The 13,978-nt window shown below is 71.3% G+C and carries 14 protein-coding genes; 8 read left to right on the forward strand and 6 right to left on the reverse strand.

Annotation, left to right across the window (positions count from 1 at the left end; genetic code table 11):
* Positions 1 to 40: 40 nt before the first annotated feature.
* Both K7C98_RS10990 and K7C98_RS10995 read right to left on the reverse strand, forming a co-directional pair.
* Positions 41 to 1,378: an FAD-binding oxidoreductase gene (locus K7C98_RS10990; protein WP_224191547.1), complete on the reverse strand. Its 1,338-nt coding sequence runs from the start codon at positions 1,376 to 1,378 to the stop codon at positions 41 to 43.
* A 258-nt stretch (positions 1,379 to 1,636) separates the two neighbouring features.
* Positions 1,637 to 2,086 (reverse strand): PDZ domain-containing protein, encoded by a 450-nt coding sequence (locus K7C98_RS10995; RefSeq protein ID WP_224191548.1) that lies wholly within the window; start codon positions 2,084 to 2,086, stop codon positions 1,637 to 1,639.
* 197 nt (positions 2,087 to 2,283) lie between these two features.
* Here K7C98_RS10995 and K7C98_RS11000 point away from each other — a divergent pair, with 197 nt between their 5' ends.
* The 5 genes from K7C98_RS11000 to K7C98_RS11020 all read left to right on the forward strand — a co-directional run bounded on the left by K7C98_RS11000 (position 2,284) and on the right by K7C98_RS11020 (position 7,250).
* Positions 2,284 to 3,186: an SGNH/GDSL hydrolase family protein gene (locus tag K7C98_RS11000; protein ID WP_224191549.1), complete on the forward strand. Its 903-nt coding sequence runs from the start codon at positions 2,284 to 2,286 to the stop codon at positions 3,184 to 3,186.
* Between the two features lie 229 nt (positions 3,187 to 3,415).
* A complete protein-coding gene (locus K7C98_RS11005) occupies positions 3,416 to 4,858 on the forward strand; it encodes a penicillin-insensitive murein endopeptidase (protein ID WP_224191550.1) in 1,443 nt (480 codons plus the stop codon).
* A 10-nt stretch (positions 4,859 to 4,868) separates the two neighbouring features.
* A complete protein-coding gene (locus tag K7C98_RS11010; protein ID WP_224191551.1) occupies positions 4,869 to 5,330 on the forward strand; it encodes a YkgJ family cysteine cluster protein in 462 nt (153 codons plus the stop codon).
* A 76-nt stretch (positions 5,331 to 5,406) separates the two neighbouring features.
* Positions 5,407 to 6,549, forward strand: coding sequence for a 3-phosphoserine/phosphohydroxythreonine transaminase (serC, locus tag K7C98_RS11015; protein ID WP_224191552.1), 1,143 nt, complete (start codon positions 5,407 to 5,409; stop codon positions 6,547 to 6,549).
* A 26-nt stretch (positions 6,550 to 6,575) separates the two neighbouring features.
* Positions 6,576 to 7,250 (forward strand): suppressor of fused domain protein, encoded by a 675-nt coding sequence (locus K7C98_RS11020; RefSeq protein WP_224191553.1) that lies wholly within the window; start codon positions 6,576 to 6,578, stop codon positions 7,248 to 7,250.
* A gap of 66 nt (positions 7,251 to 7,316) precedes the next feature.
* On the opposite strand, the gene K7C98_RS11025 is transcribed toward K7C98_RS11020, so the two are convergent.
* The 3 genes from K7C98_RS11025 to K7C98_RS11035 all read right to left on the reverse strand — a co-directional run bounded on the left by K7C98_RS11025 (position 7,317) and on the right by K7C98_RS11035 (position 9,833).
* Positions 7,317 to 8,480 (reverse strand): hypothetical protein, encoded by a 1,164-nt coding sequence (locus tag K7C98_RS11025; protein WP_224191554.1) that lies wholly within the window; start codon positions 8,478 to 8,480, stop codon positions 7,317 to 7,319.
* 99 nt (positions 8,481 to 8,579) lie between these two features.
* The gene (locus K7C98_RS11030) at positions 8,580 to 8,828 is read right to left on the reverse strand and encodes a hypothetical protein (RefSeq protein ID WP_224191555.1); all 249 of its coding nucleotides are present in this window, start codon (positions 8,826 to 8,828) and stop codon (positions 8,580 to 8,582) included.
* 66 nt (positions 8,829 to 8,894) lie between these two features.
* The gene (locus tag K7C98_RS11035) at positions 8,895 to 9,833 is read right to left on the reverse strand and encodes a hypothetical protein (RefSeq protein WP_224191556.1); all 939 of its coding nucleotides are present in this window, start codon (positions 9,831 to 9,833) and stop codon (positions 8,895 to 8,897) included.
* 63 nt (positions 9,834 to 9,896) lie between these two features.
* Between K7C98_RS11035 and K7C98_RS11040 the strand changes: the two genes are divergently transcribed.
* The 3 genes from K7C98_RS11040 to K7C98_RS11050 all read left to right on the forward strand — a co-directional run bounded on the left by K7C98_RS11040 (position 9,897) and on the right by K7C98_RS11050 (position 13,403).
* On the forward strand, positions 9,897 to 10,550 hold the full coding sequence (locus tag K7C98_RS11040; RefSeq protein WP_224191557.1) for a glutathione S-transferase family protein: 654 nt from the start codon (positions 9,897 to 9,899) through the stop codon (positions 10,548 to 10,550).
* A gap of 128 nt (positions 10,551 to 10,678) precedes the next feature.
* Entirely contained in the window at positions 10,679 to 11,506 is an 828-nt protein-coding gene (locus K7C98_RS11045; protein ID WP_224191558.1) for an SRPBCC family protein, read from the forward strand.
* A gap of 136 nt (positions 11,507 to 11,642) precedes the next feature.
* Positions 11,643 to 13,403, forward strand: a complete 1,761-nt coding sequence (locus tag K7C98_RS11050) for a hypothetical protein (RefSeq protein WP_224191559.1) — start codon at positions 11,643 to 11,645, stop codon at positions 13,401 to 13,403.
* A gap of 99 nt (positions 13,404 to 13,502) precedes the next feature.
* Here K7C98_RS11050 and K7C98_RS11055 read toward each other — a convergent pair whose 3' ends face one another.
* Positions 13,503 to 13,907, reverse strand: a complete 405-nt coding sequence (locus K7C98_RS11055; RefSeq protein WP_224191560.1) for a hypothetical protein — start codon at positions 13,905 to 13,907, stop codon at positions 13,503 to 13,505.
* Positions 13,908 to 13,978: the final 71 nt, after the last annotated feature.

Raw genomic sequence — 13,978 nt, forward strand, 5'->3', positions numbered from 1 at the left:
CGTGCGACCCGCCAAGTCCAGGCGCGATGTCGTGCGGTCCTCAACCGACGCGGTGCAGCTTCTCGTACAGCCCCGGGAACACGCCGTGCGGATCGAGGCGCCGCTTCGCCGCGCTGTAGTTGGCCTCGTCGTAGATCGAGAAGAAGCGCTCGCGGGTGTAGTGGTTGCGCGAGATCAGCGTCTTCACGCCGTCGCACGCGTACGTCTGCTCCTCGAACACCTGCGACCAGTCGCGCCCGGGCTCGCCGTTGGGCATGCCGTAGATGGCGCAATCGACCAGCAGCGGATCGCCGATCTTGTCGACCATCGCAGGGCTCAGCCATGGGTACCACCTCGGCAGACGGTAAGGGATCACCCAAAGCGGATAGAAGCGCGGCTCGCAGGCGTACCACCCGTAGAAGTCGAGGATCCGCCGGTGCGGCACGAACAGGTCGACGACGACGTCGGGCCGCCGCTTGAGCGCGCCGAGCAGCGGCCCGAGCCGGTTCGACCAGCGGATCAGGTTGGTCGAGCCGAGCACGTGCTTGCCCACGAGCGCACGCACGAGCCTGTTCTCGAGGCCGGGCACGGTGCGCGTCAGCCAGTGACACTCGGTGTCGTAGCGGAAGAAGTAGTCGCGCGTCCGCAGGTAGTCGACCGCGCGCGTGCGCGTGCTCTTGTAATAGATGTGGCGCCGGCGGTAGTCGCTGACGTGCGGCGCGCGGGCGACGAAGCGCCCGAGGCACAGCACCAGCTCGTCCGGCCCGTGGACGATGCCGTCGATGAACGCGTACTCGCCGGCCTCGCAGTGGGCCCGCATCGCCGCGAAGTAGCGCGCCGGGTCGCGGTGGTGCTCGTAGCTCAGCTCGACGAACGGCTCGGCCGGCACCAGGTCGAACTCGAGGCGCGTCACGATCGCCAGCGTGCCGTACGAGCCGTGGACCATGTCGTAGGCCAGCGACTCGCGCTCGCGCGAGCAGGTGATGACCTCGCCCGCGCCGCTCACCAGCTCGAGCTCGCGGCAGGTGTCGTGGAACCCGCCGACCCGGAACGAGCTCGACTCGACCGCGCAGCCGGCCACCGCCCCGCCGACGGTGATGCCCTCGAGCTCGGGCACCACCGCGGGCACCAGTCCCATGGGCAATGTCACATCGACCAGGTCGGCGAACGTCACGCCCGGCTCGGCGACGCAGCGCCGGGCCTCGCGGTCGACGTGCAGCACCCGGCGCAGCGCCGACACGTCGATCGCCGGGCTGCGGAAGCGGCGGTCGCCCGGGAGCGGCACCACGTGGTGGACCCCGCCCTTGTCGATGTGGACCGGCTCTCCGCGGCCGATCCGCTCGCGGACCTCCGCGGCGATGGCATGGACGCGGGCCTCGTGCTCGGCGGCGGCGATCATGCCCGCAAGTGTTTTGGCTTTTGCCGCGAGCGAGCAACCCCCGGGCGAGAAAACCGGCTTGCGAGGCCGCAAGCGGAACGGCGTGACGCGGGCGGCGGCGGTCGGCCGCACCGACGAGGTAGACCGACGGCCTCGAGGCGGCCCGCGGCCGGATTTTTTAACGCGAACAGCCCCGCGGCGCGAGGCGCCGGGGGCCGTCGGGAGCGGGGCGGGCTGCCGCCCAAGAACGGAGCCAGAACGGAGCCGGTCGGCCCCGACTCACTTGTGGACGCGGATCAGCTGGCGCTCGAGGGTGACGAACTTGTGGCCGCTGCAGCGGGTCGCGACCTCGATGGTGACGCTCGTGCCCGACGGGCCGCGGAGGGCGGCCGCCCAGTCCTCGACGCTGACCGGGTACATGCCGTCGACCGACACGAGGTGCATGCCCTCGCGCAGAACGCCGTCCGCCGGGGCGCCGGGGAGCACATCGCGGACCACCACGAACTCGCCGCGCTGCTGGATCACCGCGCCGATGCCGGAGTAGGTGTATCCGCGTTCGGCGACGCGCTGCTGCTGGGCCTTGCAGTTGGTGCCGGCGTAGCGCTGAAGCAGGGCGGCCGAGGTGGCCATCGAGCCGGCGAGGATGATCGAGCCGAGGATGATCTTTCGCGCTGTCCGCCAGCGGGAGATCGAAGTGGCCAGGTTGGTGTCGGTCTCTGAATTCTGCATGACCATCGCTCCTGTGCCTGCCGCCTCGAGGTCGTGGATGCGCAGGCTTGACGAGTGTTTCACAGCTTCGCGGGGGTTGCCAGCGGCGCAAATACCGGCCTTTCGGCGGCGCCATTCCCGGCCCCTGCTCGGGTTCGCCCCGGCAATCTGCCAGCTTCTTCCCTCGAGCGGTCCGTTCGGGCTATAGGCGTGTCCCCATGCCCCTCCTGCGGCTGTTCGTCCCTCTGACCCTGGTGTTGGCCCTCGCCTGCGACAAGCCCACGCCGGGGACCCCGGCGCTGACGCCCCCGCCTGCGGCGATCCCTTCGGACGAGCCGCCGGCCCCTGAGCCTGCTCCTGCGGCTGCTGCGGCTCCCCAGGAGCCCGCGATCGCGCCGGCGACTCCGGAGCCGGCGCCCGCCGAGGTCGCCGCGGCCCCCAGCGGCCCGCGCAAGGTGCTCGTCCTCGGCGACAGCCTGGCTGCGACCGGTTTCGGGGCGATGTTGGAGAAGCGGCTCGACGAGCACCCCGACATCGAGTGCTTCCGCAAGGCCAAGAGCGCGACCGGCCTCGCCCGGCCCGACTTCTATGACTGGGAGTCGGAGGCCAAGAAGGCCGTCGACCAGCGCAAACCCGACCTCGTCGTCGTCATCATGGGCGGCAACGACGGCCAGGACCTCACCAGCAAGACCGGCAAGGGCAAGCGCGTGGCCTGGAAGTCCGACGGCTGGAACGACGCCTACAAGGCGCGGGTCGCTGACTTTCTCAGCGAGATCTCCGCCGACGGCCGCAAGGTCCTGTGGCTCGGCCTGCCGCGCACCGGCACCACCAGCTTCGAGCAGAAGCTGACCACCATTCGCGAGGTGCAGAGCCAGGCGCTCGCCGACTTCGGCGAGGCCGGGGTCTACCTCGACACCACGCCCTTCATCACCACCGCGGCCGGCGAACTCATCGACTCCGCCACCATCGGCAAGCGCAAGGCCCAGGCCCTCCGCGAAGAGGACGGTATCCACTTCACCATGGCCGGCAGCGAGTTCTTCGCCGACAAGGTCTATCCCGAGGTCCTGAAGGTCCTCGGCGTCGAAGACGCCAAGACTGAGGGCAAGAAGCCCCAGAAGTGACGCGGGAAGATCTCCGCAAGCGACGGACCGCGCGCCGCGCCCTCGACGCGTTTCGCAATCCGATTGCAGCTGTAAATTCGCGTCCAGAGCCTCGTGCGTGCGGTCGTTCGGCCGCACGGCGCGGGAACAAGCTCGAGGTCCGCGGCCCGCGCCGCCGCCGGCGACCGCCGCGCGGCGCCCATGCCCGCAACGGACGGCCTCTGCTAGCTTGTCCGGTGCTCCTGACGGCATGACCCTGGCCTCGTCCGCACGCCCTCCCCGACCCGCTTTCGCGCCGCGCTGGTCCGCCTGGTGGGTGCTGCTCGTGGTGTTGTGCGGCGGCCTGGCGACGCCGCTCGTGCGCGAGGCCGCGGCCGCGGGCACGAGCGCGAAGAAGAAGTCGGGCAGCAGCAAGGGCAAGAAGAAGCCGACCTCCAAGAATTCCGCGGCGAGCAAGCCGGCCGCGGTCAAGCCGGTGCAGCGGGACGTGTGGGGCCCGTCGTCGGTGCCGGACGGCGAGTTCGCCGACACCGACACCGACGGCGAGGGCGACCTCGACGACGAGAGCGCCGCCGACACGGACGACCCGACCTCCGAGCTCGAGGCGATCGAGCGCGAGCTGTTGTCGCAGCCGGCCGGGCCCGAGCCCGAGATCGTCTACGCCGAGGGCCCGCCGCCCCCGCCTCCGCCGCCGGTCAAGCCGAAGTCGCTCAAGCACGAGCTGATCCCCGGCGAGACGCTCGAGGACGTCGCCAGGCGCTATCAGGTCGCACTCGGCGACCTCGAGAAGTGGAACGCGATCAAGGCCGGCGCGCCGATCCCCAGGCAGAAGAAGGACCTGCGGGTCATCACCACCCACAGCCCGCCGCCGCGCGAGAAGCTCGAGCACATCGTCAAGCGCGGCGACACCTGGGACTCGATCGCCGCCGGCTTCGGGGTCGAGGTCGCCAAGCTGCGGCAGCAGAACCCGCGCCTCGGCGACAAGTTCAAGCTCGATCCCAAGAAGAAGCTCAAGGTCGTCTGCTGGAAGGACCTCGACCTCTCGCCGCTGGCCGAGCTGGGCACCAAGCTGGCGCAGATCCGCGTGCGCGCCGGCGGCATCAGCATCGGCAAGCCGAACCGCGGCAAGCTGGTCCGCGGCGTCGAGCTGCCCGACCGCCCCGACCTCTACGTCAAGCGCAAGCCCGACGAGGCGTACGGCTCGACGCACACGGTGATGCAGACGCTGGCGGCGATCACCCGCTTCCGCCACGAGAGCCGGTTCAAGGGCCAGGTCGTGATCGGCGGGATGAGTCGGCCCCGCGGCGGCCGGTTCCGGCCGCACAAGTCGCACCAGAGCGGCCGCGACGTCGACATCCGCCTGCCGCTCCTGCGCACCTCCGAGGGCAAGAAGCACACGACCTCGGCCGACGTCGACTGGAAGGCGACCTGGGAGCTGATGCGCGCCTTCCTCGACACCGGCGAGGTCGAGTACATCTTCCTCGAGTACAACCTGCAGAAGCGGATCTACAAGGCCGCCCGCGAGTCGGGCGTGTCGCGCGAGCAGCTCGACGCGTGGCTCGAGTGGCCGGTGAAGGTCAAGAAGCGCAGCAACAAGCGGGTGGTGATCCGCCACGTCGAGGGTCACACCACGCACATGCACGTGCGGATCCGCTGTGGCGCGCAGGAGAAGCACTGCTACTCCTCGCGCTGATCCCCGCGCGATGTCCCTCGCCACGCTCTGTCAGCGCTGCGCCCTCTGCTGCGACGGCGCCCTGTTCGCCGCCGTCCCGCTCGCGCCCGCCGAGGTCGACGCGGTGCAGCGGCGCGGCCTCGTCGTCCTCGGCCGCGACGACGGCGCCGTCCTGCCCCAGCCGTGCGCGGCCCTGCACGCCCGGCAGTGCACGATCTACGCCGATCGGCCCGGCCCCTGCCGCAGCTACCGGTGCATGCTGTACGCCGCCCTCGAGGCCGACGAGGTCGGCCTCGACGACGCCCTCGCGGTGGTCGCCGAGGCGCGCGCGCGGCTCGACGCGCTCGCGCTCGCGGTGCCCGGCGAGGGTCCTCCGCTGGTGCGGGCCCGCGTCGCCGCGCGCGCAGGTCACCTGTCCCCGGAGACACACGCGCTCATGACCCGCGCGAGCGAGTTCCTCGAGCGACGTTTCCGCGGGCACACCCGCCGCTGAAGGCCTGCGACGGCCCGCGCGGGAGTGCGCAAACCCACGACCTGGGCCGCTGGCGCCGCTGATATGCTCCTGCGCCATGGACAGCGGCAAGCCCAAGCTGTGGAACTTCTCGGCCGGTCCGGCCATCCTCCCGCCGGTGGTGCTCGAGCGCGCGGCCGAGGCCGTGCACGAGCTGCGTCAGAACGGCCACGCCAGGGAGGCCGCCGGCGTGGGTCTGTCGATCCTCGAGATCTCGCACCGCAGCGGGCCCTACGAGGCGATCACGTTCGGCGCCGAGAAGCTGGTCCACGAGGTCCTGGGGGTGCCCGAGACGCACCAGGTGCTGTTCCTGCAGGGGGGAGCCAGCCTGCAGTTCGTGATGGTCCCGCTCAACCTGCGCGAGGCCGACAAGTTCGCCGCGTACGTCGACACCGGCGTGTGGTCGAACCGGGCGATCGCCGAGAGCGAGGGCCTCGGGCCCACCCGCGTGATCGCCGGCTCGAAGGCCACCAACTACGACCGGATCCCCGAGTTCCCGGCCGCCGACACCTACGCCGGCGCCAGCTACCTCCACATCACCACCAACAACACGATCTACGGCACCGAGTACCCCGAGATCCCCGCGGCCCAGGGCGGCGTCCCGCTGGTGATCGACTTCTCGAGCCACGCCGGCGCGCGGCCGATGGCGTTAGAGCGGGCCGCGCTCGGCTACGCCGGCGCGCAGAAGAACCTCGGGCCCTCGGGCGTCACGCTGGTCTACGTGCGCAAGGACCTGCTCGCCAGGAAGCCCGCGGGACATGTCCCTGTGTACCTGCGCTATGGGACACACGCGAAGGAGCCCAGCCTCTACAACACGCCGAACACCTTCGGGGTGCTGGTGCTCAAGCTGGTGCTCGAGTGGATGCGCGACGAGGGCGGCCTGGCGGCGATCGGCGCCCGCAACGAGCGCAAGGCCCGGCGGCTCTACGACGTGCTCGACAACAGCAAGGTGTTCCAGCCGCACGCCCAGCCGGGCAGCCGCTCGCTGATGAACGTGACCTGGACCTGCGCCCGCGCGCCCGAGGCCCAGCGCGAGGGCCTCGCCAAGAAGTTCCTGACCGAGGCCCAGGCGCTCGGCTTCGACGGCCTCAAGGGCCACCGCTCCGTCGGCGGCTTCCGCGCCTCGATCTACAACGCCTTCCCCGAGGCCGGCGTCGCCGCCCTCTGCGAGTTCATCACCGAGTTCGAGCGCAAGCTGTAGCCCCGACCTCGCCAGAATTTCGTCGCATGTCCGAGACGCTCAAGGCCCCCGGCTGGGCCGCGATCGACGCCGCCTGCCAGCGGCTCTACCCGCGCCAGGTCCCCCACCAGTACACCAGCAAGACCGCCTACGAGCTCGAGTCGTCGAGCCCGTTGCCGGCCGTCACCGTGTGGGAGGGCCAGCGCCCGGCCCACTGGCACTACGTCACCTACGGCCTCACCGAGCTGTTCGAAAAGACATCTCACGACCCCGACGTGTCCGGCTTCGGCTTCGAGCTGACGATGCGCGTGCCCCGGGCCGAGGGCGAGGACCAACCCCCCGCCTGGCCGCTGCGCGCGCTGCAGAGCCTCGGCCGCTACGTCCTCGGCAGCCGCCGCGGCTTCGACACCGGCCACCGCGCCGACCTCGGCGGCCCGATCGCCGTCGGCCAGCCCACCGAGCTCACCGCCCTCGTCTGCGTCCCCGACCCGCTGCTCGGCAAGATCACCGGCCCGTTCGGCTCCCTGCTGTTCCTCCAGGTCATCGGCGTCACCGCCGACGAGCTCGCGGCGATGGAGCGCCTCGACCACGAGGGCGTCGTCCACATGATGGGCGAGATCGACTTCCACGGCCTCACCGACCTGTCCCGCGGCTCGTGGCTCAAGAACCCGCAAAAGGCCCCGGTGGTCCGCCGCTACCAGCTCGGGATCTTGCGCGACTGATCCTCAGATGTCCGAACGGGCATGTCGCTGCGGACATGCCCTCGCGGACATGCACGGCGCGAGACCTCAGAGGCTCGGGTCGTCCGGGTGGACGCAGGCCCTGAACTCCCCGCAGGTCTGCTTCTCCATGCACCGGCGCAGCTGCGGTCGAGTCCAGTCGGTCGCGCCGAACTCGCACAGCCGCTGGCACGTCCGCATGTAGCGCTCGCGGGCCTTGCCCTCCGGCGGGGCCATGTCCTTCTCCTCCGCCTCGCACACGAGGTCGCGGTCGCACAACTTCTGGCACAGCACGACCTCGTCGTCGACCGGCCTCGGCGCGCTCGCCGGCGTCGTCGTCGCCGGCGTCGGCGTGTTCGTGACGGGCGGCGTGGTCACCGGCGCCGGCGTGCTCGCGGCGACGCAGGCACCATCTGGCTTTCGGGACATGCCTACAGGGCAAGGTTCCATCGCGCAGGTCTGGCCGTCCCACCGGCTGCCGACCGGGCACGGCGTGCGCTGGGCCACCGCCACCCCGGGCAGCGCGCTCAGCTCGATGCGGATCAGCGCCCCGCAGCCCTCGGGCGGCTTCGCGTCGGCGGTCGTCGACGCGTCGCAGCTCGCGGGCTGACCGTCGGCCGACAGCGTCTCGCGCTCGGCCGTCGAGCCCCCGCCCGCGCCGATCTGATTGAACCCCGCGCCGACCTTGATCTCGCCGGCCCCGCCGGCGAAGAAGTGGAACGCGCCGACCTGCACGCCCGTGATCACGTGCGTGGCCGCCTCGCAGTCGCCCGTCAGCAGGTCGCGCCCGGGCCGGCCTTCCGGCGCCTCGAGCATGCCGACCAGCGCGATCTCGACGTCGAGCTCGCCCGAGCGCGCCAGCTTGCCCTCGAGCCGCGCCGCCCCGAGCGGCAGCTGGGCGTAGAGCTCGTCGGCGCTGCGGATCTTCACGCGATCGTTCTTGCGCGTGAGCCCGAGGTACGAGTACTCGCCCTTCACGTCGCACTGCCGCTGGACCTCGATCGCACAGCCGTCGACGCGCACCGCCACCAGCCCGCGCTTGAGTCGCGCCTCGAGCGAGGCCCGCTCGGCCGCCGCCCACTCGACCACCAGCGGATGCGACGCCGCGCCACCGACCACGCACTTGCCCTGCCCGGGGATCTCGAGCTCCGGCGGCTTGGCCAACCGCTCGGCCGGACTGCGACAGGACAACAACGACAGCACGACCGCGAACCCGAGCCCGAAGCGCGTCACGACGACGAGTCTAACAGACCGCCCCCGCCGACGCGGTCCGGGCCCGGCGCGAGGACGCCCGCTCCGGGGCGGCTGCGCGAACATCGCTCGATGGCCTCATCACGACCGCGTGGCGACCGAACAGTCGCGCCAGCGCTGCATCGACTGCATGTGCTCGAGCGTGAGGTGTGGCGTCTCGCTGTCCGCCGGGATCCGTTCGATCCACCGCATCGCCGCCTCGCGGTCGCCCATGGCCGCCGCGACATCGAGTTGATCGGCGAGCAAACGCGCGTGCAGCTGCTCGCGCCCGGGAAACACCCCGTCGGCGTCGACGCGGGCGAACGCGGCCGCCAGCCGGCCCGCGTGCACGAGCGCCTGACCGCGCGCGAGCAGGCCGCGCGCCCGCTGTCCTTCAGGACAGCGAGGGCCCCGCGTTCAGATCCCGCACGACCACTTGGCCAGCGGCTCGGCGCCGCCGCCGGGCTTGAGCTTGAAGATCCGGTCACCGCCGCCGCCGTCGGTGAGGACCGCGTTGACCCACACCTCCTGCGAGCGGTCGCCGTCGAGGTCGACGAACGCGCGGACCGTGTAGGTCTCGGTGTCGTTGCGCGACTCGAGCAGCGGCACCCACTTGCCGGGCTCGCTGCCGCGCTGCAGCAGCACGCCGCTGTACGACAGCTTCTCGCTGTCCTTGGGGTTGACGACGTAGACCGAGAACAGCTTGTCGGGCTTGGTGTCGCCGTCGACGTCGAAGGTCACCGACTGGTTGATCTGCAGCTCGGCGTCGGGCTTGATGAGCTCCGACAGCGCCTTCTTCTCGTCCTCGCTGGCCACCCGGCCCTTCTCGCTGTAGCTCTCGGGGTCGACGGCGTTGACCAGCTTGCCCATCGACTTGGGGAACACCGCGTAGTCGAACGTCTCGCCGGAGTCGACCGAGGGGATGCCGAGGCTGGTCGGCTTGTCCTCGCCCGGCTGGCACATCGCGCTCTTGGGCGCGCCGGCCTTGTCGAGCTTCTCGACGCTGTTCGAGCGCAGGTACACGTCGTCGCCGGCCTTGACCAGCGCCAGGCAGTCCTTGCCGCCGGACAGCTTCTTCTTGGCGCTGTCGTAGCAGCCGATCGGGATCAGCGCGCCGTCGACGGTGAAGAACACCGTGGTGGCCTCGGGCGGCACCGGCCCGCTGAGGTCGAGCGCCTGCACGGCCTTGTCGAGGCTGGTCTCGTCGTTGCGCTTGGTGTCGCTGGGATCGGTCTTGGCGTCGACCTTGGTGTCCTTGGCGTCGGCCTTGGCGCCCTTGGTGGGGTCGCCGGCGCCGCCGCAAGCGGCGAGGACGAGGGCGAACGTGAGGGGGTAGACGGCCTGGCGTGCGGTCATGGCGGGCGCACGATAGCAACAGGACTGTCCACCGCCAAGCCGCTGGCCTACGCTGCGGCGCGCATGGTCCGGCCGTTCAGCCCCGAACTTCAGCTCGTGATCGGCGACAAGCGCAAGTCGTCGTGGAGCCTCCGCCCGTGGCTCGCGCTGCGTGCCACCGGCTATCCCTTCCGCGAGCGCAAGATCCTCCTCGATCGCTCGACCACGCGGGACGAGCTGGAGGCCGCCTCGCCCACCGGCAAGGTGCCGGTCCTCCTCGACGGCGAGCTGGCGATCTGGGAGTCGCTGGCGATCTGCGAGACGCTCGCCGAGTGGTTCCCGGGGGCCCGCCTGTGGCCCGAAGATCCGGGCGTGCGCGCGCGGGCGCGCGGCGCGGCGACCGAGATGCACGGCGGCTTCGCCGACCTGCGCCGCGAGCTGCCGATGGACCTGACGCTGCGCACGCAGGTCACGCCGTCGGCCGCGTCGCAGGCCGACATCGACCGGATCTGCGCGCTGTGGCGCGACTGTCGGGCTCGCTTCGGGGCCGCAGGCGACATGCTCTTCGGGACATGGTCGATCGTCGATTGCATGTACGCGCCGGTCGCGACCCGCTTCCGCAGCTACGGCATCCGCCTCGACCCGGTCTGCGCCGCCTACGTCGACGCGGTCCTCGCCACCCCCGACATGCGTACGTGGACCGAGGAGGCCCTGCTCGAGCCGCGCGACCCCGGGTGAACGCAGGCGGGCGGGCGGGCCTCGAGGGCCCGGCGCGCGGTGCTCACCGGCCTCGGCTTCAGGTCGCGCCTTGCACCGCGCGGCGACCAGGACCATGACCTCTGCGCCGCGCTGCGGGAAGAGGTGTCATGTTCGACAAGCTCCGTGAACTCCGTCGCCACCTCGGCGACCGCCCCGATTGGCCCGATGAAGTCAACGTGCATCCGCTCGAGCGCGCCGCGTCGCTGGCCGGCGCGGTCGGCTGCTTCGCCCTCGCGGCCGTGCGCCGCACCTGGGGCAGCATCCCGGTCATCGCGGTCGGCGGCGCCCTGCTCCACCGCGCGCTGACCGGCCACAGCGCGCTGTACTCCCGCCTCAAGGTCAGCACGGCCCACGGCGTGCGCGGCCCCTCGGCCAGCGTGCCGCACGGCCAGGGCGTCAAGCTGCTCCACTCCCTGACGGTGCGCCAGCCGCCCGAGCGCGTGTACAAGTTCTGGCGCGAGCTCGACAACCTGCCTCGCTTCATGCGGCACCTCGAGTCGGTCACCGTGCTCGACGAACGGCGCTCGCGCTGGCGCGTGCGCGGCCCGGCCGACATCTCGGTCTCGTGGGACGCGGAGATCATCAACGATGTCCCCGGCGAGCTGATCGCCTGGCGCTCGCTCGAGAACGCCGAGCTGCCCAACGCCGGCTCGGTCCGCTTCGAGCGCGGCGTCGGCGGCCACGCCACGCGGATCACCGTCAACCTCGAGTACCACCCGCCGGCCGGCCGGCTCGGCTCGCTGGTGGCCAGCATCCTCGGGGCCAACCCGCAGCGGCAGATCGAAGAGGACCTGCAGCGCTTCAAGGAGCTGCTCGAGACCAACGTGCCGCACGCCGACGCGCCCCAGCGCGGCCGCCTGCGCGACGTCAAGGACCTCGAGACCGCCCGCCAGGTGCTCCAGCTCGACGACCTCACCAAGAACGACATCGTGTGACCTGCGCGCGGCCCGGCTCCCCCGTCTGGTCTGGCCGCGTGCGATGAATTCCATCGGCAGCGCGGCCCGTGAACCCTCACCGCGCGCCGCGGTCGAGCGCCTTGCGCCCGAGGTGGCCGCGTGATGTCGTCGAGACATGGGTAGACCCGCCGGGACGAGGTGGCACGCGTGGTGTTGGCTGGCGACGCTCGCCGCGTGCGGGCCCACGCCCTCGGCCACCACCACCGAGGACGACGCGTCCACCAGTTCGAGCACGACCGCGGCGACGTCCGACACGTCAGGCACCACCGCGGCGCCGACCACCACCGACGCGCCGGGCACCACAGTCGAGCCGACCACCACCGACGCGCCCGGCACCACAGCCGGGCCGACGACGTCCGACCTGCCCGCGAATTGCCTCGAGGGCGACGCCGACATCAACGAGCACGACACCGAGGCCAAGTTCGCCGCGCTGGCCGGCGTCGAGTGCATCACCGGCCACCTCTCGATCCTCAACGTCGACCGCCCCGACCTCAAGGGCCTCGAGTCGCTGCGGGTCGTCGGCGACTACGTCGGCATCACCCAGAGCGAGTTCGTCTCGCTCGCCGGGCTCGAGAACCTCGAGCGCGTCGGCCACCTCGGGCTCACCACTCTCCCCAACCTCACCGACATCAGCGCGCTGGCCAACCTGCAGGCGATCACGAACGGCGGGCTCAACCTGGCCAAGATCCCGATCACCAGCCTGCTGCCCTTTCACCAGCTCACCCACGTCGACGGGGCGCTCTCGATCGACTCCACCGGCGTCGCCTCGCTCGCGGGCCTCGACGCGCTCGCCTCGGTCGGGACCTTCGTCAGCATCACCTTCAACGACGATCTCACCTCTCTCGCCGGCCTCGACGACCTCACCACCATCGGCGACTTCCTGCTGATCCGCCACAACCCCGGCCTCCTCGACCTGACGGGCCTCGGCGGGCTCGTCAGCATCGGCGAGCGCGTCGAGATCGACGACAACGACGCGCTCCAGACCATCGGCCCGCTCGCGCCGGCGACGATCGGCGGCGACCTGCGGATCTTCGGCAACGAGGTCCTCGCCGACCTCGCCGGCCTCGAGTCGCTCACCAGCATCGGCGGGAAGCTCGAGATCCTCGTCAACCCCGCCCTCACCGCGATCACGAGCCTCACTGCCCTGCAGTCCGCCGACGAGATCACGATCGAGCACAACGACGCGCTCGTCGAGATCACCGGGTTCGGCGCCCTGGCCAGCACGAACCTCGTGCAGATCGCCGAAAACCCCGCGCTGAGCCACGTCACCGGGTTCGGCGCCCTGGGCGGCACGAGCCTGGTGCGGATCGCCAACAACCCCGCGCTGGACCACGTCGCCGGCTTCGACGCTCTGACGTTCGTCGACACGCTCGAGGTCTGGGACAATCACTCGCTGGCCACGCTCGCGGCGTTCCCCGCGTTGACGCAGGCCGTGACGGTCATCCTGGCCAGGAACCCCGCGCTGACCTCCGTGACCGGCCTCGTCAAGCTCGCCTCGGCCAACTGGGTCGGGTTCTCCGAGCTCGGCGTCACCGACCTGTCCGCGCTCGCCTCGCTGACCGACACGAGCCTCGGCATCTCCTCCAACCCTGCCCTGACGAGCCTCGCGGGGCTCGAGAACTTCGCCACCACGGAGTGGCTGGAGATCGACGGCAACCCGGCGCTGACGTCGCTGACCGCCATCCAGCCCGGCGCCGGTGGCTCGCTCACGACCGCGCTGTCGCTCCGCATCGTCGACAACGCCGCCCTGCCGTCCTGCGGCGCGCAGGCCCTGCTCGACGCGATCGGCCCGGGGCCGTTCGTCTGCGTCAAGGACAACCTGGTCGACGCCTGCACCGCCCAGCTGCCGCCGTGCGAGCCGCCGCCGATGCCGTGACACCTGTCCATCCGGACATGCCCGATCGAGCATGTCCGCTGCGCCACCGTGATCATTCACCTTCGGACATGCCCCAAGGAGCATGTCCGCTGCGCTCCCTCAGTACTCGCGTCGGGCCCCGATCGCGCCGCCGAACCAGCCGGGGATCAGGCAGGCGAACGGGGTGGCGAGGACGAGCCACGCGGGGTGCGGGATGACCCACAGGTTCATCGCGCCGGCGACCAGCAGCACGGCGCCGACGATCAGGCCGAAGCGCTGCGTGCGGCGGCCGGCCGCGATGAGGGCCGCCACGGCGCCGCCGCAGAAGGCGCCGGCGGCCCAGGCGACCGGCACGAACGCGAGGGCGAGGAACGGGGCGTTCTCGACGTAGTCGCGGATGGCCTTCGGGTCATCCAACCGGAGGTTGGCGGGGGGCGGGTACATGGCGTGGCCGACCAGCTCGACGATCATGATCGCGAACACCGCGACCGCGACGCCGAGGACCACTGCGAACACGTTGCGCATGGCCGGGAAGGTACTCCCCGGCGCCTGGCGCGGCAACGACCCGATGAGTGCGGTGGAGCCGGCGTTGCGCC

Origin of the sequence: Nannocystis pusilla, assembly GCF_020073745.1 — a bacterium.
In the GTDB taxonomy this organism is placed as follows: domain Bacteria; phylum Myxococcota_A; class Polyangia; order Nannocystales; family Nannocystaceae; genus Nannocystis; species Nannocystis radixulma.